22 protein-coding genes and 1 pseudogene are annotated in these 21,401 nt (G+C 71.8%); 17 read left to right on the top strand and 6 right to left on the bottom strand.

Annotation, left to right across the window (positions count from 1 at the left end; translation table 11 throughout):
- Positions 1–88 precede the first annotated feature (88 nt).
- Entirely contained in the window at positions 89–748 is a 660-nt protein-coding gene (locus tag FHX81_RS09840) for an HAD family hydrolase (RefSeq protein WP_141977138.1), read from the bottom strand.
- Between the two features lie 84 nt (positions 749–832).
- On the opposite strand from FHX81_RS09840, the gene FHX81_RS09835 reads away from it, so the two are divergent.
- The 4 genes from FHX81_RS09835 (at position 833) to FHX81_RS09820 (ending at position 3,105) form a co-directional block, all read left to right on the top strand.
- A complete protein-coding gene (locus FHX81_RS09835) occupies positions 833–1,585 on the top strand; it encodes a DUF427 domain-containing protein (RefSeq protein ID WP_141977136.1) in 753 nt (250 codons plus the stop codon).
- A gap of 137 nt (positions 1,586–1,722) precedes the next feature.
- The gene (locus tag FHX81_RS09830; RefSeq protein ID WP_170231990.1) at positions 1,723–2,265 is read left to right on the top strand and encodes a uracil-DNA glycosylase; all 543 of its coding nucleotides are present in this window, start codon (positions 1,723–1,725) and stop codon (positions 2,263–2,265) included.
- 106 nt (positions 2,266–2,371) lie between these two features.
- On the top strand, positions 2,372–2,590 hold the full coding sequence (locus tag FHX81_RS09825) for a hypothetical protein (RefSeq protein ID WP_141977132.1): 219 nt from the start codon (positions 2,372–2,374) through the stop codon (positions 2,588–2,590).
- 41 nt (positions 2,591–2,631) lie between these two features.
- Complete coding sequence (locus tag FHX81_RS09820) at positions 2,632–3,105, top strand: TspO/MBR family protein (protein ID WP_141977130.1); 474 nt, start codon at positions 2,632–2,634, stop codon at positions 3,103–3,105.
- Here FHX81_RS09820 and FHX81_RS09815 read toward each other — a convergent pair.
- Both FHX81_RS09815 and FHX81_RS09810 read right to left on the bottom strand, forming a co-directional pair.
- On the bottom strand, positions 3,092–4,051 hold the full coding sequence (locus FHX81_RS09815; protein WP_141977128.1) for a helix-turn-helix transcriptional regulator: 960 nt from the start codon (positions 4,049–4,051) through the stop codon (positions 3,092–3,094). The two genes, FHX81_RS09820 and FHX81_RS09815, sit on opposite strands and share 14 nt — an antisense overlap.
- A gap of 38 nt (positions 4,052–4,089) precedes the next feature.
- Positions 4,090–5,142: an ATP-dependent DNA ligase gene (locus tag FHX81_RS09810; RefSeq protein ID WP_211363447.1), complete on the bottom strand. Its 1,053-nt coding sequence runs from the start codon at positions 5,140–5,142 to the stop codon at positions 4,090–4,092.
- 116 nt (positions 5,143–5,258) lie between these two features.
- Here FHX81_RS09810 and FHX81_RS09805 point away from each other — a divergent pair, with 116 nt between their 5' ends.
- Positions 5,259–5,759 carry a DinB family protein gene (locus FHX81_RS09805; protein WP_141977125.1) on the top strand — a complete coding sequence of 167 codons (501 nt, stop codon included), beginning with the start codon at positions 5,259–5,261 and terminating at the stop codon, positions 5,757–5,759.
- Positions 5,760–5,797: 38 nt separating this feature from the next.
- Here the strand turns inward: FHX81_RS09805 and FHX81_RS09800 are convergent, their stop codons facing one another.
- Positions 5,798–6,262 carry a cupin domain-containing protein gene (locus tag FHX81_RS09800; protein WP_425473809.1) on the bottom strand — a complete coding sequence of 155 codons (465 nt, stop codon included), beginning with the start codon at positions 6,260–6,262 and terminating at the stop codon, positions 5,798–5,800.
- Complete coding sequence (locus tag FHX81_RS09795; RefSeq protein WP_141977123.1) at positions 6,259–7,782, bottom strand: GGDEF domain-containing protein; 1,524 nt, start codon at positions 7,780–7,782, stop codon at positions 6,259–6,261. Before FHX81_RS09795 ends, FHX81_RS09800 begins: the two co-directional genes overlap by 4 nt.
- Before the next feature lie 180 nt (positions 7,783–7,962).
- Between FHX81_RS09795 and ruvC the strand changes: the two are divergent.
- The 9 genes and pseudogenes from ruvC to FHX81_RS40395 all read left to right on the top strand — a co-directional run.
- A pseudogene (gene ruvC / locus FHX81_RS09790) lies at positions 7,963–8,529 on the top strand (crossover junction endodeoxyribonuclease RuvC); the annotation flags it as partial.
- A 272-nt stretch (positions 8,530–8,801) separates the two neighbouring features.
- The gene (gene ruvA / locus FHX81_RS09785) at positions 8,802–9,392 is read left to right on the top strand and encodes a Holliday junction branch migration protein RuvA (RefSeq protein ID WP_141977121.1); all 591 of its coding nucleotides are present in this window, start codon (positions 8,802–8,804) and stop codon (positions 9,390–9,392) included.
- Positions 9,389–10,441, top strand: a complete 1,053-nt coding sequence (ruvB, locus tag FHX81_RS09780; protein ID WP_141977118.1) for a Holliday junction branch migration DNA helicase RuvB — start codon at positions 9,389–9,391, stop codon at positions 10,439–10,441. Before ruvA ends, ruvB begins: the two co-directional genes overlap by 4 nt.
- A 97-nt stretch (positions 10,442–10,538) precedes the next feature.
- Positions 10,539–10,904, top strand: a complete 366-nt coding sequence (gene yajC, locus FHX81_RS09775; RefSeq protein WP_141977116.1) for a preprotein translocase subunit YajC — start codon at positions 10,539–10,541, stop codon at positions 10,902–10,904.
- A 139-nt stretch (positions 10,905–11,043) separates the two neighbouring features.
- Positions 11,044–12,891 carry a protein translocase subunit SecD gene (secD, locus tag FHX81_RS09770; protein ID WP_141977114.1) on the top strand — a complete coding sequence of 616 codons (1,848 nt, stop codon included), beginning with the start codon at positions 11,044–11,046 and terminating at the stop codon, positions 12,889–12,891.
- 1 nt (position 12,892) lies between these two features.
- Positions 12,893–14,080 carry a protein translocase subunit SecF gene (gene secF / locus FHX81_RS09765; protein ID WP_141977112.1) on the top strand — a complete coding sequence of 396 codons (1,188 nt, stop codon included), beginning with the start codon at positions 12,893–12,895 and terminating at the stop codon, positions 14,078–14,080.
- Positions 14,077–14,595: an adenine phosphoribosyltransferase gene (locus FHX81_RS09760; protein WP_170231989.1), complete on the top strand. Its 519-nt coding sequence runs from the start codon at positions 14,077–14,079 to the stop codon at positions 14,593–14,595. The genes secF and FHX81_RS09760 overlap by 4 nt, the downstream gene beginning before the upstream one ends.
- 247 nt (positions 14,596–14,842) lie before the next feature.
- Positions 14,843–17,143: a RelA/SpoT family protein gene (locus FHX81_RS09755; protein ID WP_141977110.1), complete on the top strand. Its 2,301-nt coding sequence runs from the start codon at positions 14,843–14,845 to the stop codon at positions 17,141–17,143.
- 314 nt (positions 17,144–17,457) lie between these two features.
- On the top strand, positions 17,458–17,619 hold the full coding sequence (locus FHX81_RS40395) for a hypothetical protein (RefSeq protein WP_170231988.1): 162 nt from the start codon (positions 17,458–17,460) through the stop codon (positions 17,617–17,619).
- A 139-nt stretch (positions 17,620–17,758) separates the two neighbouring features.
- Here FHX81_RS40395 and FHX81_RS09750 read toward each other — a convergent pair whose 3' ends face one another.
- Complete coding sequence (locus FHX81_RS09750; RefSeq protein WP_141977108.1) at positions 17,759–18,622, bottom strand: peptidylprolyl isomerase; 864 nt, start codon at positions 18,620–18,622, stop codon at positions 17,759–17,761.
- A 145-nt stretch (positions 18,623–18,767) separates the two neighbouring features.
- Between FHX81_RS09750 and FHX81_RS09745 the strand changes: the two genes are divergently transcribed.
- The 3 genes from FHX81_RS09745 to FHX81_RS09735 are packed head-to-tail and all read left to right on the top strand — an operon-like array spanning position 18,768 to position 21,362.
- Positions 18,768–19,469 carry an MBL fold metallo-hydrolase gene (locus FHX81_RS09745; protein WP_141977106.1) on the top strand — a complete coding sequence of 234 codons (702 nt, stop codon included), beginning with the start codon at positions 18,768–18,770 and terminating at the stop codon, positions 19,467–19,469.
- A 4-nt stretch (positions 19,470–19,473) separates the two neighbouring features.
- The gene (hisS, locus tag FHX81_RS09740; protein WP_141977104.1) at positions 19,474–20,736 is read left to right on the top strand and encodes a histidine--tRNA ligase; all 1,263 of its coding nucleotides are present in this window, start codon (positions 19,474–19,476) and stop codon (positions 20,734–20,736) included.
- Positions 20,733–21,362 carry a hypothetical protein gene (locus tag FHX81_RS09735; protein WP_141977102.1) on the top strand — a complete coding sequence of 210 codons (630 nt, stop codon included), beginning with the start codon at positions 20,733–20,735 and terminating at the stop codon, positions 21,360–21,362. The genes hisS and FHX81_RS09735 overlap by 4 nt, the downstream gene beginning before the upstream one ends.
- Positions 21,363–21,401 lie beyond the last annotated feature (39 nt).

Genomic DNA, 21,401 nt, shown 5'->3' with positions numbered 1-21,401 from the left:
CGACCCCGGCGCCGTGGTGGAGATCCCCGGTCCCCGGGTGCTGCCGGACGGGTCGGTGGTGGCCGGGTCGCGGACCGGGCCCGACCCGCTACGAGGCGCGCCCGACCAGGAAGTCGACCGCCTCCGGCAGGTCGGCCGGCCCGTCCACGGTGATCCCCGCGCCGCCCAGCTCGCGCAGCGGCCGGACGTCGATGTCGTAGCGGTCACCGACGCCCCACACCTCGCGCGCGTCCACGTCGAACCGCTCCAGCAGCACGCGGAACGCGCCGGGGTCGGGCTTCGGCCGCCCGCCCACGTCGTCCGCGCTCACCACGCCGGTGAAGCCCGCCACGCCGACGCCGATCCGGTCCAGGATGGCCTCGGCCGCACCGGCGGTGTTGTTGGTGAGCAGCGCGATGGGCACCACGGCGCGCAGCCGCTCCAGCTCGCGCACCACCCGCTCGTCGGGGCGGACGCCGTCCACGATCGACAGGTGGGCCTCGCGGTACGCGCGCCACTCGTCCACGTCGATGCCGTTGGCCAGCACGAACGAGGTGGTCGACGTGCTCGACCACTCGGTGCGCATCAGCTCGCGCAACTCGGCGACCTTGGCCTCGGCCTGCTCGGGCGGGTCGCCCCGCAGCTCGACGAACATCGCGCCGATGACGTCCAGGATCAACCCGGTGTACAGCTCGCGGGGGTAGAGCGTGCCGTCGAGGTCGAACACGACCAGCCGCGGCGCCGACCCGTTGTCGATCACTTCCACCATCGACCGAGCATAGTGATCCGTTGGGCAACACCGGAGAAACGCGGTGGCACCCGACCCGCCGGCCGCGCGCGTAGCGTCGGAACCATGAGTGCTGCGGAACGCGGACGGGTGCGGGTGGAGACCGGGACCAAGCGGGTCCGGGCCTACCTGGCGGGCGAGCTGGTCGTGGACACCACGCGGCCGGCGCTGGTGTGGGAGAAGCCGTACTACCCCACGTACTACTTCCCGGCGGAGGACGTCCGGGCGACCCTCGTGCCCACCGGCGAGGTCAAGAGGTCACCCAGTCGGGGCAACGGCGAGCTGTTCGACGTGAAGACCGGCGCGGCCACGGCGGCGGGCGCGGGCCTGCGCTACCCGGACTCGCCGCTGGAGGCGTTGCGGGACCTGGTCCGGCTGGAGTGGGACGCGATGGACGAGTGGTTCGAGGAGGACGAGCCGGTCTACGTCCACCCGCGCGACCCGTACACGAGGGTCGACGCGCTGCCCAGCAGCAGGCACGTCCGGGTGGAGGTGGGCGGCGTCGAGGTGGCGAACTCGCACCGGCCGGTGATCCTGTTCGAGACCGGCCTCCCGGCCCGCTACTACCTGCCGATGACCGACGTGCGGCTGGACCTGCTGCGGCCCACCGACCTGCGCACGAGCTGCCCGTACAAGGGCACCGCCGAGTACTGGTCGGTGGTGCTGGGCGACGAGGTGCACGAGAACGTGGTCTGGGGCTACCGCACGCCGCTGCCGGAGAGCAGGCAGGTCGCGGGTCTGGTCGCGTTCTACAACGAGAAGGTCGACACCTACGTCGACGGCGTCCTGGAGCAACGGCCGCGGACCCACGTGGGCTAGCGCCCGCGTGCCCCACCGGGGTTGCCGCCCGGACGGCGGATGGTCGGGCCTGATCAAGACGGGAACGCTAGCCAACCATGGACGTCTTCCCCTCCACCCCGAGGGCACACCGGAACCCCGTGGTCGTCGCTCGGAAGATGGCTCTGCTCAAGGCGCCCCACCTGGCGAAGTTGACGGAGTTCGCCCAGCGCATCGCCACCGAGCGCAAGGCCGACGTGCCGCTGTTCGACCCGGCGAGCGGCGGCGTGAACTCGAAGGTCCTGCTGCTGCTGGAGTCACCCGGGCCCGCGTCGTCGGGCTCGGGCTTCAACTCGCCCGACAACGACGACCCGACCGCCGCCAACGTGTTCGCCGCGATGGCGGAGGCGGGGCTGTCCCGGCGGGTGAGCCTGAGCTGGAACGTCGTGCCGTGGCACCTGAACAACCGCGAGCCGTCGCCCGCGGACCTGCGCGCGGCCGTGCCGTACCTGGTGGAGCTGCTGCGGATGCTCACCGCGCTCAAGGCGGTCGTCGTGCTGGGCAGGCCGGCGGGCACCGGCTGGACGCTGTCCGGGCGCGGCCACAAGCTGAAGGTGCTCAACGCGCCGCACCCGTCGCCGCTGCACATCAACCGCGACCGGGCGGGCCGGTGGCCGCAGCTCGTGGACGCGTGCCGGCAGGCCGCCGCGGCGGCCGGGTGAGCGTTCGGAGTCGGTACACCGGGGTGGGCCGCCCGGTCGTGTCGATTCGCGGTGGGTCCGCTTCGTCGTACGGGTAGGGAGACCCGACGCACGGACGGAGACCGCGATGGACACCACGACCATCATCACCGGGAGGGACCGGGCGGTGCTGCGCGCCGTCGCGGCGGGTCGCCGCGAGTACGCCGCGGGCACGCTGCTGGTCGACGGCCTGCGCTGCTGCGACCAGTTCGTCGGCCCGGGGCTGGCGCGGGCGGGGCTGATCGCGTCCCGGACGGGGCCCTCCCGGCTGACCGACGACGGCCGGGCACTGCTCGCCGCCGCCTGATCCGTCATGCGGGCGGCCGTCCGGCTTCCTAGGCTCGACGCATGGCTCACCTGGCGATGCGACGACCCCTGGCCGGGCTGGCGGTGTTCGCGGCGGCCGTCGCCGCGACCGCGGTCATCGGCTCCCTGTCCGCCGCGTCCTCCGCGGCCGAGTACGAGCAGCTGCGCACGCCGTCGTGGGCGCCGCCGTCCTGGTTGTTCGGCCCCGTCTGGACCGCGCTGTACGTGATGATCGCGCTGTCCGGTTGGCTGTTCTGGAAGCGGCACGGCGCGAGCCGCGAGCTGGTGCTGTTCGCCGTGCAGCTCGTCCTCAACGCGGCGTGGACGCCGCTGTTCTTCGCCGCCGGCCGGTACGGGCTGGCCCTGGTGGACATCATCGCGCTGCTGGTGTCGATCATCGCGCTGATCGTGCTGTTCGGCCGCAAGCACCGGCCCGCCGCCCTGCTCCTCGTGCCCTACCTCGCCTGGGTCGGCTTCGCGACCGCGCTGAACGCGAGCATCGTCAGCCTGAACTGATCGCCCGGCCGATCCGGTCGTGCAGCCCGCGCAGGTGCCGGACCAGCTCGGGCGGCTCGTGCACCGTGAACTCGCAGCCCAGTTGCAGCAGGTGGAACGCCAGGTACTCGACCGTGTCGCCGAGGCCGCTCACCCGGCAGGTCCGCTGGTCCACCGCCTCGACGTCCACGCCGGGCAGCCGCGCGCGCACGTCCGGGGCGGGCAGGTGGACCGTCGCCACCACGGTGTACGTCGGGGCCCGGCCGAGCATGTGCTCCTTCAGGTACGTCGCCGGGTCGTCCGCGGGCAGCGCGCGGGGTGCGAACCGCGCGCCGGTGGGGGACAGCGCCGTCATCCGGTCGACGCGGAAGAACCGCCAGTCGTCCCGCTCCGGGTCGAACGCCACCAGGTACCAGCGCCGCCCGGACGGCACCAGGTGCAGCGGCTCGACGTGCCGCCTGCTCTCCGCCCCGTCCGCCGCCGAGTACCGGAACCGCAGCCGCTCCCGGTTCGCGATGGCCGACGCCAGCACGGTCAGGTGCTCCGGGTCCACCGTGACGCCGTCCGCGCCCAGCACCACCGGCACGGTCGCCGCGCCCAACGCGCCCACCCGCCGCCGCAGCCGCGACGGCAGCACCTGCTCCAGCTTCGCCATGGCGCGCACCGACGCCTCCTCGATGCCCGCCACGGCCTGCCGCGCCGCCGTCCGCAACCCCACCGCGATCGCCACGGCCTCGTCGTCGTCCAGCAGCAACGGCGGCATGGCCGTGCCCGCGACCAGCCGGTAGCCGCCCTCGGACCCCATCGTCGCCTCGACCGGGTACCCCAGCTCCCGCAGCCGGTCGACGTCGCGGCGCACGGTGCGCCCGCTGACACCCAGCCGCCGCGCCAACTCGCTGCCCGGCCACTCGCGCGGTAGCTGGAGCAGCGACAACAGGGACAGCAGCCGGCCCGCGGTGTCGGTCACGCCGACCAGCATGCCCGACCGGTGGGACAGGTCCGGTCCTACTCGCCGAACAGCTCCCGCAGCTCCGCCGGCGCGACCTCTTCGAGCTGGGCGTACGTGCACGACTCCGGCGTGCGGTCCGGGCGGAAGCGGACCAGCCTGCTCGTGTGCCGGAACCGGCGTGCCTGGAGGTGCTCGTAGCGGACCTCGGCGACCAGCTCCGGCCGCACCGGCTCCCACGACAGCGTCTTCGTCGGGTTCCACCGGCTCTGCGCACCCGGCGTGGTCGCGTCCACCCCGGCCCAGTCCGCCCACGGGTGGTCGGCCGGCGCGTCCTCCCGGTACGGCGCCAGCTCGTCCAGCAGCTCGCGGCGGCGCGCGGCGGTGAAGCTGCTGGCCACGCCGACGTGGTGCAGCGCGCCCGCGTCGTCGTACAGGCCGAGCAGCAGCGACCCCACGCCGACGCCGTCCTTGTGCCACCGGAACCCGGCCACCACGCAGTCGGCCGTGCGCTCGTGCTTGACCTTCCACATCACCCGCTTGTCCTGCTCGTACGGCAGGTCGGTGCGCTTGGCCACCACGCCGTCGAACCCCGCGCCCTCGAACCGGGTGAACCAGTCCTCCGCCCGGTCCGGGTCGTCCGTCGCGGGCGTCAGGTACAGCCCCGGCACGTCCCGCAGCGCCCCTTCCAGCAGCCGGCGGCGTTCGCCGAACGGCGTCGCGGTCAGGTCCCGGTCGTCCAGCGCGAGCAGGTCGAACGCGACGAACCCGGCCGGCGTGTCGACGGCGAGCTTGCGCACCCGGGACGCGGCGGGGTGCAGCCGCAGTTGGAGCAGGTCGAAGCTCAGCCCCTCGGGCGTGACGATGACGATCTCGCCGTCCACCACGCAGCGCGGCGGCAGCCCGGCCCGCAGCAGTTCGACCACCTCGGGGAAGTACCTGGTCAGCGGCCGGTCGTTGCGGGACCCGAGTTCCAGCTCGGGGCCGTCGCGGAACACGACGCACCGGAACCCGTCCCACTTCGGTTCGTAGACGAGGCCGGGCTCGCGCGGCACCGAGTGCACGGCCTTGGCGAGCATCGGCCGCACGGGTGGCATCACGGGGAGGTCCACGCCGCCGAGCGTAAGTCGGGGGAGCGGATTTCACCGTGGATCGGAATTGAGGGCGTGAACTGTCCGCATCAAGCCATAACGTGGTGGCAACACCGAAACGGAAGGCAGCACCCACCATGAGCGCCACCACCACCTCCACCGAGCTCGCCGACCTGCTGTCGACCCTGGCCACGCACCGCGGGTTCCTCCGCTTCACCGTGCAGGGGCTCAGCGACGAGCAGGCCCGTCGGACGCCCACCGCGAGCGCGCTGTCGCTCGGCGGCCTCATCAAGCACGTCCGCGCCGTGGAGGAGAGCTGGATGCGCTTCGCGGTCGGCGGCGCGGAGCTGATGGAGAGCGTGGAGGCGGACTGGGAGAACGGCTTCCGCATGCTGGAGCACGAGACCCTCGCCGGGCTGCTCGCCGACTACGAGGAGACCGCCGCGAAGACCGAGCGGCTGCTCGCCGACCTGGACCTGGACACCAGCCACCCGCTGCCCGTGGCACCGTGGTTCGAGCCGGGCGCGTCGCGGTCCGTCCGCCGCGTGGTGCTGCACATCATCGCCGAGACGGCCCAGCACGCGGGCCACGCGGACATCCTCCGCGAGACCATCGACGGCCAGAAGACGATGGGCTGAAGACGGTGGGCTGAGGACGGCCGTGGTGCGCCGAGCGGTCAGCGGCGGCAGAGCCTGCGGACCAGGTCGGCGTGCGAGGGGTAGCGCGGCGCGAGGGTGTCGGCCTCACCGAACGTGACGATGTCGTCGGTGTAGGGCGGCACCACCACCGTGCCGACCAGGGACCACTCGCCGTCCGGCTCGCCGGCCTGCCACACCCCGGCGGGCACCACGACCTGCGGCCGCTGCCCGGCGGTGACGTCCGGGCCGAGCACCGGCGTGGTCACCGTGCCGTCCGGGTGCAGCAGCAGCATCCGCAGCGGCGCGCCGCGGTGGTGGGCGTAGACCTCGACGTGGTCGAGCTTGTGCACGCCGGAGAACTCGCCCTCCCGCAGCAGGTAGTAGATCGCCGACACCTCGGCCGAGCGCCACGACTGCGCGAACCACCCGCCCTCGACGGGCAGCTCCGCCATCCCCAGCTCGGCGAGCACCTCGTCGGCGCTCGACCCCGGCACCCCGTTCACGACAGCTCCGCCTCCACCGATCCGTGCACCACGACCATCCCCTTGCCCAGCCGCTTCGCCGTGTACATCGCCGCGTCCGCCGTGCCGATCAGGTCGTCGGCGGTCAACGACGGGTCGAACGCCTCGCGGTGCGAGATGCCGATCGACGCGCGGATCACGTGCGAGCCGTTCGCGGTGCGGTGCGGCTCGCCCAGCGCGCCGAGCACCCGCCGCCCGATCTCCTCCGGCGGCTGCGGGTAGCCGTCCACCAGCACCCCGAACTCGTCGCCGCCCAGCCGGGCCACCACGTCCTGCGGCCGGACGCACGCCTGCAACCGCGACGCCACGATCCGCAGCACCGCGTCACCCTCGGCGTGGCCGTAGTTGTCGTTGACGTCCTTGAACCCGTCCACGTCGATGAACAGCACCACCACCGGCGACGTCCCGGCCAGCGCCGCGTCCAGCCGTTCCCGGAACAGCGCCCGGTTCGCGATCCCCGTCAACGGGTCGTGGTAGGCCTGGTGCCGCAGCCGCTCCCGGCTGTCGCGCAACTGCTCCAGCAGCTTCACGTTGTCGATCAGCGTGAGCAGCTGGCGCGCGATGACGAGCAGCACCACGCCCAGGCCGACGTAGATCTCCACCGGGTTGAGCCGCACCCCCGTCGCCGTGCCGACCACGATGAACAGGCCCGTGACCAGCATCGGCAGGTACGGCACGAGCAGGTGCAGCAGCTCGCCCGCGCGCAGCCGGGCCGCCCCGACCCGTTCCCGCGCGGCGTTGCCCGGTGCGATCGAGCTGAGGAAGAACAACGCGGGGCACACCATGAACCCGATGTCGGCCGCCGTCGGGATGGCGGTCGCACCCTGGCTCACGAGGTAGGCGAACACCCAGCCCGACGCCGACTGCGCCAGCCCCGCCAGCGCGATGAACAGCACCGGCAACTGCCGCACCGACCGGTGCGTCCACGACGAGACCAGCAGCACGACCAGCGTCACCAGGTACGCCGCCGGGTGCGCCACCACGGTCGCGAAACCGGGGCCGGAGGTGGCCCAGGCGCGGACCATGGACTCCAGCGCCGAGACCCACGTGAGCACGAACAGCGAGCCGACCACGATCAGCCCGTCCAGCGCGACGACCAGCTTGCTGCGGTGGCCGGGCAGCTTGCCGGACCCGCCGTGCGCCAGCACGAGGACCGCGCACAGCGTGAGGGCGGGCACGAGCATGAAGCCGATCGGGGCCAACGTGGACGAGGGCAGCGAGACCCCGAGGATCACCTGGCCCCAGATCCACACGGCCAGCCCGACGACCAGGCTCGCCATCGCGGCCACCATCCACAGCCGCCAGCGCCGCGCCACGCCCTGCCGCCGCCGTGCCGCCCGCCAGTACGACACCATCGCCGCGGTCGCGGCGAGCAACTGGGCGAACTTGTCGATCGCGACCGACGCGGGCCGGTCGAACACCCCCGACACCACCAGGCAGACCGTGCCGACCACCAGGGCGCAGACGACGCAGGAGATGACGCCGAACCGCCTCAGGGTCATGGCACCCCGCTCATGCCGCCACCGGAGTCGATCAGCTGACCGAGCCACTGTAGTAACCCGGTGACGCTGTGTCGATCGGGGGGTGTCTGTTGGTCACCATGCGCGTGTCACTCGGGCCGTTGGCCGTGCCCACCCTCTAAGGTTTCGAACTGGTGTTCGCCGGCGGACGAGGGGACCAGCGTGCGCGTGTTCGGAGTCGACCCCGGCTTGACCCGGTGCGGGTTCGGGGTGGTCGACGGCGGTGCGGGTCGCACCGTGCGGCCGGTCGCCGTGGACGTCGTGCGCACACCGGCCGACGCCGACCTGGCCGTGCGGCTGCTCCAGCTCTCCGACGCCGTGGAGCAGTGGCTGGACCGGTACTCGCCGCAGGTGGTGGCCATCGAGCGGGTGTTCAGCCAGCACAACGTCCGAACCGCGATGGGGACGGCGCAGGCGGGTGGTGTCGTCGCGCTGTCGGCCGCGCGGCGGGGGTTGCCGGTGGTGTTCCACACGCCGAGCGAGGTCAAGGCGGCGGTGACCGGCTCGGGTCGTGCGGACAAGGCCCAGGTGACCGCCATGGTGACCAAGCTGCTCGGCCTGAAGACCGCGCCGAAGCCCGCCGACGCCGCCGATGCGCTCGCCCTGGCCATCTGCCACCTGTGGCGCGCGCCCATGCGGTCGCGGTTGGAGGAGGCGCAGGCTCGGGCCGCCGAGATCGCCCGGACCCACCGCGCGCGGCTGGCGCAGGCCGGCGCCAAGGCGTCGAGCAGCCCGAAGCCGGCGACCACTCCGGCGGCGGCACGGTCATCGACCCGAGCGGCGGCGCAGGCCGGGGTGAGGACGGCGGCCGGGTCGGTCGCCGACGCGAAGACCGGGTCCGAGCCGATCGCCGGCCCGGCGGGGAAGGCCGCGAGCCCCGCGGCGAGGGCCAAGGCCATGCCGGGTGAGGCCGGGTCGGGTGAGGCCGGGTCGGCTGGGGCGGCCAAGATGGGGGCCCGGTCGACGTCGGCCGGAGCAGGGAAGACCGGAGGTGGGGGTCAGTGATCTCGTCGCTGCGCGGGCAGGTGCTGTCCATCGGGCTCGACCACGTCGTAGTCGAGGTCGGCGGCGTCGGGTACGCCGTGCAGGCCACCCCCGCCACGCTGGCCACCCTGCGCCGGGGCGAGGAGACCCACCTGGCCACGTCGCTGGTGGTCCGCGAGGACTCGCTGACCCTCTTCGGCTTCGCCGACACCGAGGCGCGCGAGCTGTTCGGGCTGTTGCAGACGGTGTCCGGCATCGGCCCCCGGCTGGCCCTGGCGACCCTGGCCGTCCTCGAACCCGACAAGCTGCGCGCGGCCCTCGCCGAGGGCAACATCACCGTCCTCACCCAGGTCCCGGGCATCGGCCGCAAGGGCGCGGAACGGCTCATCATCGAGCTCCGCGACAAGGTCGGCGCGCTCGCGCCCGCACCGAGCGCCACCGGCGACACCGGCCAGGTCCGCGCGCAGGTCACCGAGGCCCTGCTCGGCCTCGGCTTCCCGGCCAAGCAGGCCGAACAGGCCGTGGACGCCGTGCTGGCCGCCGACGGCGCGCTGGGCACGTCCGAAGTCCTGCGCCGCTCCCTGGCCACCCTGGGCCGCAAGCGATGAACTACGAAGAGGACACCCTCAACCCGCTGCCCGACCCGGCCGAACGCGACCTCGAGACCACGCTCCGGCCGAAGGACCTGCACGAGTTCGTCGGCCAGCCCAAGGTCCGCGAACAGCTCGAACTGGTCCTGCGCGGCGCGATGCAGCGCGGCGCGCCGCCCGACCACGTGCTGCTGTCCGGACCGCCCGGCCTGGGCAAGACCAGCCTCGCCATGATCATCGCCGCCGAGCTGGGCGCGTCCCTGCGCATCACCTCCGGCCCCGCCCTCGAACGCGCGGGCGACCTGGCCGCGATGCTGTCGAACCTGGTCGAGGGCGACGTGCTGTTCATCGACGAGATCCACCGGATGGCCCGCCCCGCCGAGGAGATGCTGTACCTGGCGATGGAGGACTTCCGGGTCGACGTGGTCGTCGGCAAGGGCCCCGGCGCGACCAGCATCCCCCTCGACATCGCCCCGTTCACGCTGGTCGGCGCGACGACCCGGTCCGGCGCGCTCACCGGCCCGCTGCGCGACCGGTTCGGCTTCACCGGCCACATGGAGTTCTACAGCCCCGAGGAGCTGGAGCTGATCGTCCGCCGGTCGGCCCGCATCCTCGGCGTCGACCTGCGCGAGGACGGTGGCCGGGAGATCGCGGGCCGGTCCCGGGGCACGCCCCGCATCGCGAACCGCCTGCTCCGGCGGGTTCGGGACTACGCAGAGGTGCGCGCGGACGGCGCGGTGACCCTGGAGGTCGCCCGTGACGCCCTGAAGGTCTACGACGTGGACGAGCTGGGCCTGGACCGGTTGGACCGGGCGGTCCTGGGCGCGTTGGTCCGTTCGTTCGGCGGCGGCCCGGTCGGCGTCTCCACCCTGGCCGTCGCGGTGGGTGAGGAACCCACCACGGTCGAGGAGGTCTGCGAGCCCTACCTGGTGCGCGCGGGCATGCTCGCCCGCACGCCGCGCGGCCGGGTCGCCACCGCCGCGGCGTGGCTGCACCTCGGCCTCCAGCCACCGGCGAACGCGCCGGGCGAGGCCATGCGGTCCCTGTTCGACGACGCCACCGAGTGATCGGGACAACTCACCTGGCACAATCGGCGGCGGCACCCCAGAGATTCGGACGTACCGGGCGCTGATCGCGTTCGCCCGTCCGGTTGATCGGAGAATGATGGACCTGTCCTCCTTGATGTTCCCGCTGCTGCTCGTGCTGCTCGCGGTGCCGCTGTTCCTCAGCGCCCGCAAGCAGAAGCGGGCCGTCGCCGAACAGCAGGCGCTGCTGAACTCCCTGGAGCCGGGTGACCGGGTCATGACCACCTCCGGGCTGTACGCGACGGTGGCCGGCGTGAACGACGAAGACAACACGATCGACCTCGAGGTCGCCGACGGCGTGGTCACCACTTGGCTGCGCCAGGCCATCCGCGAGAAGGTGGTCGTGGACACCGAGACCGACGCGGTCGTGGACGACGTCGACGACGTCGACGCCGTGGACGAGACCGCCGACGTCGACCGCGCACAGCAGGAGACCAAGAAGTAACCAGAAGTAACCAGCGGACCTCGGGCCTGGAGCCGGCAACTGTCAACGTGCCGACTCCAGGCAGTGACGCGCAGCTCACACCATCAGGGGTACGCTCCCGCTTCGCTGACCTTGTCAACTATCAGGAGACGGACGGACCGTGGCACCTCCGGCCGGGCAAATCCGCCCCGCGAAGTACCTGGGCGCATTTGTCCTCATCGTGGTCGCGCTGTACTCCCTGGTGTTCTTCACCGGGAACGGCAAGGCGACACCCAAGCTCGGCATCGACCTGCAGGGTGGTACCCGTGTCACGCTGACCGCCCGGGCTCCTGATGGGAAAACGCCCTCCGAGGAATCGCTCAACCAGGCGCGCACGCTCATCGAGACGCGCGTCAACGGCCTGGGCGTGGCCGGTCCCGAGGTCATCCGGGACGGCACCAACCTCGTGATCACGGTGCCCGGCTCCGACAGCGAGGGCGCCAAGCGCCTCGGTCAGACGGCGAAGCTGAACTTCCGCAAGGTCATCGGCTCGCCGGTGCCCAACGCGCCGGAGCCCGCCCCGACCGAGAGCAGCGCGCCGTCCACGTCGGGCTCGGCCGCGCCGACCACGACCGGTTCGGCCGCGCCGGACGCGAGCGCGGGCAAGGAGCCGACGGAGACCGCCTCGGTCGCGCCGACGACCGCCCAGGGCCGCCCGGCCCCGGCGCTCGAGGGCCAGCCGGAGACCACCACGCCGCCCGCGGACCCGTCCGCGTCCGCGCAGCCGCCCGCCGAGGAGAAGCCGCAGGTCGACTGCCGCGCGGTGTTCCAGGGCCAGTACTCCGAGGACCCGACCAGGGCCATCGAGGAGTCCCGCACCTGCCGCCAGGACCCGCAGCTGACCACGCTGGACGCGCAGACCGTGTCCCAGGCGCTCACCGCGTTCACCTGCCCCACGGTCGACCCGCTGATCGGCAACGACGACCCGGCGCTGCCGCTGCTGACCTGCGACCAGGACCGCACCGAGAAGTACGTGCTGGCCCCCGTCACCCCGCCGACCGACGGCAGCGTGAAGGAGGACGACTTCAGCCTGTACTCGCGGCTGACCGGTGAGGACATCGACAACGCGGTGTCCGGCACCGACCCGCAGGGCGCGGGCTTCGTCGTCGACCTCACCTTCAAGGGCGAGGGCGGCGACAAGTGGGGCAAGTTCACCTCGGCGAACGTCTCGCAGCAGGTCGCCGTCGTGCTGGACAGCCAGGTCGTGTCCGCGCCGAACATCAACGAGCCCATCCTGGGCGGGTCGACGCAGATCAGCGGCAAGTTCAGCCAGGCGGAGGCCACCAGCCTCGCCAACGTGCTCAAGTACGGCTCGCTGCCGCTGTCGTTCGAGGCCTCCGAGGCCGAGACGGTGTCCGCGACGCTCGGCCTGGCCTCGCTGCAGGCCGGCCTGATCGCGGGTGGCATCGGCCTCGCGCTGGTGTTCGTGTACTGCCTGTTCTACTACCGCCTGCTGGGCGTGCTGACGATCCTGTCGCTGATCCTGTCGGCCGTGGTCGTCTACGCGGTGCTGGTGCTGCTCGGCCGCTGGATCGGGTTCACCCTCGACCTCGCCGGCATCGCCGGGTTCATCGTGGCGATCGGTATCACCGCGGACTCGTTCGTCGTGTTCTTCGAACGGTTGAAGGACGAGATGCGCGAGGGCCGGTCGTTCCGGTCCGCGGTGCCTCGGGCCTGGGTCCGCGCGCGGCGCACCATCCTGTCCGCGGACATGGTCAGCTTCCTCGCCTCGGCCATCCTGTACGTGCTGGCCGTCGGCCAGGTGAAGGGCTTCGCGTTCACCCTCGGCATGTCGACCGTGCTGGACCTGATCGTGGTCTTCCTGGTGACGCACCCGCTGGTCGCCATGGTGTCCAAGTCGAAGCGCCTGTCCAACCCGAAGCTCTCGGGTCTGGGTGGCGCCGCCCAAGCCGGTGTCGACGACCGCGCGCTGTCGGGTGCGAAGAGCACCGCTGTGAAGGAGGTCTGACGTGGCCGAGACGAAGAAGGCAGGCGTCTTCCAACGCCTCTACGTCGGCAACGGCGCGTTCGACATCGTCGGCAAGCGCAAGCGCTGGTACGTGATCTTCGGTGTCATCCTGCTGATCTGCGTCCTGTCGATCGTGTTCAAGGGCTTCAACCGGGGCATCGACTTCACCGGCGGCACGCGGGTGCAGCTGCCCGCGGTGAGCGCGTCCGGCACGATCAGCGTCGAGGCGGCCAAGGAGTCGTTCGAGAAGGCCATCGGCAAGGAGCCCGCCGCCACCCAGACCGTGGGCACGGGCGACGCGGCGACCATCCAGATCCGGTCGGAGACGCTGAACGCCGATGAGGTCGCGAAGCTGAAGACCGCGCTGAACGACGACCTGAAGCCGAACGGCGGCGAGAGCGCCATCAGCGACAGCGCCGTCTCCGCCTCCTGGGGCGGTGAGATCACCAACCAGGCGTTGATCGCGCTGCTGGTGTTCTTCGTCGCGGTGATGATCTTCCTGGCGCTGTACTTCGAGCTGTCCATGGCGATCGCCGCGCTGGTCGCGGTGCTGCACGACGTCGTGATCACGGCGGGTGTGTACTCGCTGGTCGGCTTCGAGGTCTCGCCCGCGACGGTCATCGGTCTGCTCACCATCCTCGGTTTCTCGCTGTACGACACGGTGGTCGTGTTCGACAAGGTCCGGGAGAACACCCGCGGCCTGCTCGGCCTGACCCGCCGCACCTACGGCGAGGCCGCGAACCTGGCCGTCAACCAGACCCTGATGCGGTCGATCAACACCTCGTTGATCGCGCTGCTGCCGGTGCTCGGCCTGCTGGCGATCGGCGTGGGCCTGCTCGGCGTCGGCACCCTGAAGGACCTGGCGCTGGTGCAGCTCACCGGTATCGCGATCGGCGCGCTGTCCTCGATCTACATCGCGACCCCGGTCGCGGTGGACCTGAAGATGCGCGACGCCCGCTACAAGGCGCAGGCCGCGCGGGTGCAGGCGCGTCGGGACAACCTGGCCCGCAAGGCCGCGACCGGCGAGGTCCCGGCGAGCGGCGACACCATCGTGGAGTCGACCGACGACGAGACGTTGCAGGCCGAGTTGCGCAAGGAGAAGGCCATGGCGGCCGCGGCGGGCGTGCCCACCCGGACCGGCAAGGCAGGCGACGCGCGCCGCCGCCCGACGGGCAAGAAGCACCGTTGAAGCTCGACCGCGCCCTAGGGCTGCTGCGTGAGGTCCCGGACTTCCCCCTGCCGGGGGTCGTGTTCCGGGACCTCACGCCGGTCCTCGCCGACCCGGACGCGTTGCGCGCCGTGGTCGACGCCTTGCAGGACAAGATCCACCCCGACACCCAGGTGGTGGCCGCGATCGAGTCGCGGGGATTCCTGCTGGGTGCGGCGCTCGGGTACGGCTGGCACTACGGCGTGGTGCCGTTGCGGAAGCCGGGCAAGCTGCCGGCGGTGGCCCATCGCGTGTCGTACGACCTGGAGTACGGGACGGCCACCCTGGAACTGCCCGCGGAGTCGGTGACGCCCGGTCAGCACGTGGTCGTGGTGGACGACGTGCTGGCGACCGGCGGCACGGCGGCGGCGGCGTGCGAGCTGGTGGAACGCGCGGGCGGTGTCGTGACCGGGGTGTCGGTGGTGCTGGAGATCCCGGGACTGGGCGGGCGGGAGCGGTTGGCCGGCCGTGAGGTGCACGCGCTGCTCAGCGTGTGAACCGCGCGGGCGGGGCGATCACGCACAGCGCGATTACGCACAGTGGTCGAGTCGGTCGTTGTTGCCAGTTGACGGTTTCCCGGAGCGAGCAGCGGGCCGGTTCCGGCTGGTGGAGCGCGTCGGCTGCCGACTGGTCGAGGTGAATCACAGGTGCTGCTCACCGTGTGAACCGCACCGCTCATCGGCTCGCCGGCGAGGCACGGGCCGCAACGGAGTTATCCTCGGTTCCTAGACCCGAGGAGCGTGGTTGAGCCAGGACACCGAACCCGCCCAGACGTCGCAGCCCGTGCCCGCACGGCCGCCGTCGGCGACGAGGCGCGTGCGCGCGCGGCTGGCACGTCGGATCACCGCCCAGCGCGCCGCGCCGGTCAAGCAGGTGCTCGAACCGCTGGCCGCCGTCCACCGCGACCTGCACCCGAAGGCCGACCTGGCGCTGCTCCAGCACGCCTACGACGTCGCGGAGGAGAAGCACCGCCCGCAGCGGCGCAAGTCCGGCGACCCCTACATCACCCACCCGCTCGCCGTGGCGACCATCCTGGGCGAGCTGGGCATGGACACGACCACGCTGGTCGCGGCCCTCCTGCACGACACGGTCGAGGACACCGACTACTCGCTGGACCAGTTGCGGGTCGACTTCGGCAACGAGGTCGCGCTGCTGGTCGACGGCGTGACCAAGCTCGACAAGGTCAAGCTCGGCGCGGCGGCCGAGGCCGAGACCATCCGCAAGATGGTCATCGCCATGGCCAAGGACCCCCGGGTGCTGGTCATCAAGCTGGCCGACCGGCTGCACAACATGCGCACCATGCGGTTCCTGCCGCCGGAGAAGCAGGCCCGCAAGGCCCGCGAGACGCTGGAGGTGCTGGCGCCGCTGGCGCACCGGCTGGGCATGGCGACCGTGAAGTGGGAGCTGGAGGACCTGGCGTTCGCGATCCTCCAGCCCAAGAAGTACGACGAGATCGTGCGCCTGGTCGCGAACCGCGCCCCGTCCCGCGACACCTACCTCGGCGGCGTCATCACCGAGCTGTCCCAGCAGTTGGCCGCGGCCCAGATCACCGCCAAGGTCGAGGGCAGGCCCAAGCACTACTACTCGATCCACCAGAAGATGATCGTGCGCGGTCGGGACTTCGACGACATCCACGACCTGGTCGGCGTGCGCATCCAGGTCGACGAGGTCCGCGACTGCTACGCGGCCATGGGTGTGGTGCACGCGCTGTGGCAGCCGATGCCCGGCCGGTTCAAGGACTACATCGCCCAGCCCCGCTTCGGGGTGTACCAGTCGTTGCACACGACGGTCATCGGACCGGACGGCAAGCCGCTGGAAGTGCAGATCCGCACCTACGACATGCACCGGACCGCCGAGTACGGCATCGCGGCGCACTGGCGGTACAAGGAGACGCGCGGCACGCACAGCGGCAAGGGCGTCGAGGTCGACGAGATGGCCTGGATGCGGCAGCTGCTGGACTGGCAGCGGGAAGCCGCCGACCCCGGCGAGTTCCTGGAGTCCCTGCGCTTCGACCTGGCCGCGCGGGAGATCTTCGTCTTCACGCCGAAGGGCGACGTCGTGACGTTGCCGACCGGCTCCACCCCGGTGGACTTCGCCTACGCCGTGCACACCGAGGTCGGACACCGGTGCATCGGCGCGCGGGTGAACGGTCGGCTCGTCGCGCTGGAGCGCAAGCTCGAGAACGGCGAGGTCATCGAGATCTTCACCTCGAAGGCCGAGGGTGCCGGCCCGTCGCGGGACTGGCTGTCGTTCGCGGCCTCGCCCAGGGCCAAGGCGAAGATCAAGCAGTGGTTCGCGAAGGAGCGCAAGGAAGAGGCCATCGAGGTCGGCAAGGACGCCATCGCGAAGGAAGTCCGGCGGGTCGGGCTCCCGTTGCAGCGGTTGGTCTCGGCCGATTCGATGGGGGCGCTGTCGAAGGAACTGCACTACCCCGACGTGTCGGCGTTGTACGCCGCCGTGGGGGAGGGGCACACCTCCGCCCGGCACGTCGTGCAGCGGCTGGTGGCGCAGCTCGGCGGGGTCGAGCACGCCGAGGACGAGCTGGCGGAGCGCTCGACGCCGTCCACGGTGGCGCGGCGGCGGGTCACCGGTGACGCCGGTGTCATCGTCAAGGACGCGGCGGACGTGTGGGTGAAGCTGGCGCGGTGCTGCACGCCGGTGCCCGGTGACGACATCCTGGGGTTCGTGACGCGTGGCGGCGGGGTGTCCGTGCACCGGACCGACTGCACGAACGCGGACGAGCTGCTGAGGACGCCCGAGCGGTTGCTGGACGTCGAGTGGGCCCCGTCGTCGTCCTCGGTGTTCCTGGTGGCGATCCAGGTGGAGGCGTTGGACCGGCACCGGTTGCTGTCGGACGTGACGAAGGTGCTGGCCGACGAGAAGGTCAACATCCTGTCGGCGTCGGTGACGACGTCGCGGGACCGGGTGGCCGTGTCGCGGTTCTCGTTCGAGATGGGCGATCCGAAGCACCTCGGCCACGTGCTGAAGGCCGTGCGGAGCGTGGAGGGTGTGTACGACGTGTATCGGGTGACGTCGGCGTCGTAGCGGCAGGGTGGCGAGGGCGACGATCAGAGGACTGGAAGATCACAAGATCAGGAGAGTCCTCGCCGGACGGGCAGATCAGCGGGATGACCCCTGCGTTCGTGGTGATCCCCTGTTGCGTCGTGGGTCGGGTTCCGTGGGCGCCCACAGTGGATGCGACCGGCCCACGGCGGACTACGCCACCCTTGACACGCGCGGTGGGGCTGCGCCAGGTCGGCGGGATGACACGAAGCCCCTCCTTCGAGGAAGGGCGAGGTGGGGTGGGTGGGCGCGGGTTGGGTGTTGATTTTCGATAGGTGTCGAGCGAGAATCGATAGATGACTCTCTTCGTCGCCGGGTTTCTGAGCGTCCTGGGCATCATGGCCGTACTGCTCGGAGGGGCGGACGACTCGCCTGGTCTTCAGGGCATCGGTGTGTTGCTCGTCCTGGCCGCGATCGCCTACGTCGTCCGCTCGGTCCGGGCCCGTCGGCGTCGCTAGCGCGACGTGGCCGCGTCAGCGAAACGTCATCGGGTGGTGTCACGATCGGGGGAGGTCGGTCTCACCAGCCGACGGGGAAGACGCAGGGGCCCGGCAACTCCTCTCCCGAGTTGCCGGGCCCCTGTGCGTTCGGGGTGGTTCAGGCGACCGTGACGGCCTCGAACTTGACTTCCTTGTTCGGCTTGCCGCCGCCGGGGGACGGGTCGAAGGAGCCGTCGTGGCCGGCGCGGGCGACCTCGTCGATCAGCTTCAGGCCGGCTTCGTCCAGGCTGCCGAAGACCGTGTAGTCGGGCGAGAGCTGGGCGTCGCCGTAGACGATGAAGAACTGGCTGCCGTTCGTGCCCTTCTGGGTCTCCGGGTCGGCACCCGCGTTCGCCATGGCCAGGTAGCCGCGGCCGTAGGTCAGCTCGGGCCAGGTCTCGTTGTCGAACGTGTAGCCGGGGCCGCCGGTGCCCGTGCCGGTCGGGTCGCCGCACTGGAGCATCTGCAGGCCCTCGGTGCCGATGCGGTGGCACGTGCTGCCGTCGTAGTAGCCCTGCTTCACCAGGTTGACGAAGCTGTTCACCGCGCACGGCGCGAGGGCGCGGTCCAGGGTGAGCGTCAGTTCGCCGATGTTGGCCTTGATGGTGGCGGTGGCGGTGCCGGTCGCGGGGGCGCTGCCCTCGGGGGCCTTCGTGCCCTCCTTGGACGCGGGCTCCTTCGACGGCCGGTACTCGCAGGTCGCCGGGTCCGCGATCGGGGTCGGGCGCGTCGGCAGCGCCTTCACCTCGGTCGGGATCTGGATCGGGGCGGCCGAGGTCGAGCTGGCCGCCGCGGCGTCGTCGCCGGAGTTGCTGAAGTCGGTCGTGGCGAGGAAGTACACACCGCCCGCGACCACGACGACGGTGACCGCCGTCGCGACGACTGCGATCACCCGGCGCCGCTTCGCGCGCTCCGCCCTGCGGACGAGCTGGCGTTCCAGCTTCCGCTTGGCCTGCTCGCGGCGCTGCACGTTGGTCGGCACCTGCAACCTCCCTGATCTCTGCGTCGACGGCGACGATCGGTCAGCAGTCTAGGGGGCGGGTATGTGACTGGTGTATGCCGGATAGGCTGCTTGTCGGGGTCCACCGGGATCCGTTGTCGATCCGTTGCCGTCGAGAGGTGGTCCCGTGCTGGTGATCGGGTTCCCGACCGGGGCTCTCCAGGCCAACTGCTTCGTGCTCGCCACGGGTGCGGGGGAGGCTTGCGTGGTCGTCGACCCGGGCCAGGAGGCGGCCGAGCCGATCGCGGAGGTGCTGCGCGAGCACCGGCTGTCCCCGGTCGCCGTGCTGCTCACGCACGGGCACTTCGACCACACGTTCTCCGTCGCGCCGGTCTGCGACGGCAACGACATCCCCGCGTGGATCCACCCCGACGACCGCGCGATGCTGGCCGACCCGCTCAAGGGCATCAGCGCCGAGTCACGGGCCTTCTTCGGCGGCAACCTGGAGATGCGGGAGCCGCGCGAGGTGCGCGAGCTGGCCGACGGCGCCGAGCTGGACCTGGCCGGCCTCCGGCTGACCGTCGACCACACACCGGGCCATACCGGCGGGTCGGTGATGTTCCGCGCCGGCACCGAGGAGGGCGGACGGCTCGTGCTGTCCGGCGACACCCTCTTCGCCGGCTCCATCGGACGCACCGACCTGCCGGGCGGCAACCACCGCGAGATGTTGACGTCGCTGCGCACCAAGGTTCTGACGTTGGCTGACGACACGGTGGTCCTGCCCGGCCACGGACCGACGACGACCATCGGCCGCGAGCGCGCGAGCAACCCGTTCCTGCTGGAGCTGGGCTCACCGGACGCGCCTGCCGCACCTCACCGAGGACTGTAGAACTGTGACGACGTTTGCCGCGCCCAAGGGCGTGCCCGACTACTTCCCGCCGACCTCCGCGCAGTTCCTGGCGGTGCGCGACACCCTCGTGGCCTCCGCCCGCCGCGCCGGCTACGGCTACATCGAGCTGCCCGTCTTCGAGGACACCTCGCTGTTCGCCCGCGGCGTCGGCGAGTCGACCGACGTGGTCAGCAAGGAGATGTACACCTTCACCGACCGCGGCGGCCGGTCGATCACGCTGCGCCCCGAGGGCACGGCCGGGGTGATGCGCGCCGTCATCGAGCACGGCCTGGACCGCGGCCAGTTGCCGGTCAAGCTCGCCTACGCCGGCCAGTTCTTCCGCGCCGAACAGCCCCAGGCCGGCCGCTACCGCCAGTTCCACCAGGTCGGCGTCGAGGCGATCGGTGTGGACGACCCGGCGCTGGACGCCGAGGTCATCGCCGTCGCCGACGCGGGCTTCCGCGCCCTCGGCCTGACCGGCTTCCGCCTCGAACTGACCTCCCTGGGCGACTCCACGTGCCGCCCGCAGTACCGCGAGAAGCTCCAGGCGTTCCTCGCCGGGCTCCCGCTGGACGAGGAGACCCGCCGGCGCGCCGAGCTCAACCCCCTCCGCGTGCTGGACGACAAGCGCCCCGAGGTGCGCGAACTCGTCGCCGACGCGCCCCTCATGGTGGACAACCTGTCCGCCGAGTCCCTGGCGCACTACGAGCAGGTCAAGGGCTACCTCAACGAGCTGGGCGTGAAGTTCGCGGAGAACCCCCGCATGGTCCGCGGGCTGGACTACTACACGAAGACCACGTTCGAGTTCGTGCACGACGGCCTCGGCGCGCAGTCCGGCATCGGCGGCGGCGGTCGGTACGACGGCCTGATGGAACAGCTCGGCGGCCAGCCGCTGTCCGGCGTCGGCTTCGGCCTCGGCGTCGACCGCGCCCTGCTCGCCTGCCAGGTCGAGGGCGTGACCCCGGGCGACGAGACCCGCTGCGACGTCTACGGCGTCCCGCTCGGCGAGGCCGCCAAGTCCCGCCTGGTCGCCCTGTCGGCCCCCCTGCGCGCCGCCGGCGTCCGCTTCGACCTGTCCTACGGCGGCAAGGGCCTCAAGGGCGCGATGAAGGGCGCTGACCGCTCCGGCGCCCGCTTCGCCCTGGTCCTGGGCGAGCGCGACATCGAGGCCGGCGTCGTGCAGCTGAAGGAACTCGCGTCGGGCGACCAGCGCGAAGTGCCGCTGGCGGACGTGGTGATCTCTGTGCGGGAGGCGTTGGGCCGGTGAGCGAGCGGATTGCCCTTGACCTGCTCGACCCGAAGGCGGTGCGCAAACGCGCGCGCACGGTCGCCATCGGCGCGTTGATCGTCGCCGCCGCCTTCGGCGGGTTGCTGGGCCTCCTCGCCGGCCGCACCGCCGGCCTGGTCACCGCCGCGATCTTCGCCGTGCCGCTGCTCATGCTGGCCTGGTCCGAAGCCCGCCGCCGGGTCTGGCTGGAGGGCCACGTCCTCTCGGTCCGCGCCTTCGGCACCCGCTCGGTCGACCTCCACACCGCCGACCAGCTCGACCTCCTGGTCACCGACGTCCGGGGCGCCCGCACCGTGGGCCTCTTCGTCCGCGGCGGGGGCAAGGCCATCAACCTCGCCCTGGCCATCTACGCCGGCACGGGAGGCCGCGAACAAGGCATCCTCCCCCTCCGGACACTGGCCGACGTCCTGGCCGGCCGAGGCGACGCCCCAGGCCTGGTCTTCTCCGAGCTCCTGGTCGCCCAACTCCGCGCCGAAGCCCGAGGCCTCCCGGCCGCCGACCGCCCCCTCTACAAACTGGGCTCCCTGGCCCCCACGGGCCGCCTCGCCCAAAAACTGAACCCCGACGCCATCTCCCGCTTCGTCGCCACCCTCGACCAACCCTGACCGATCGTCCACCGGCAGTCCCTTCCCGGAGGAAGGGCT

The organism is Saccharothrix saharensis, from assembly GCF_006716745.1.
Classification (GTDB): domain Bacteria; phylum Actinomycetota; class Actinomycetes; order Mycobacteriales; family Pseudonocardiaceae; genus Actinosynnema; species Actinosynnema saharense.
This window is presented reverse-complemented; position numbering and strand designations above follow the sequence as displayed.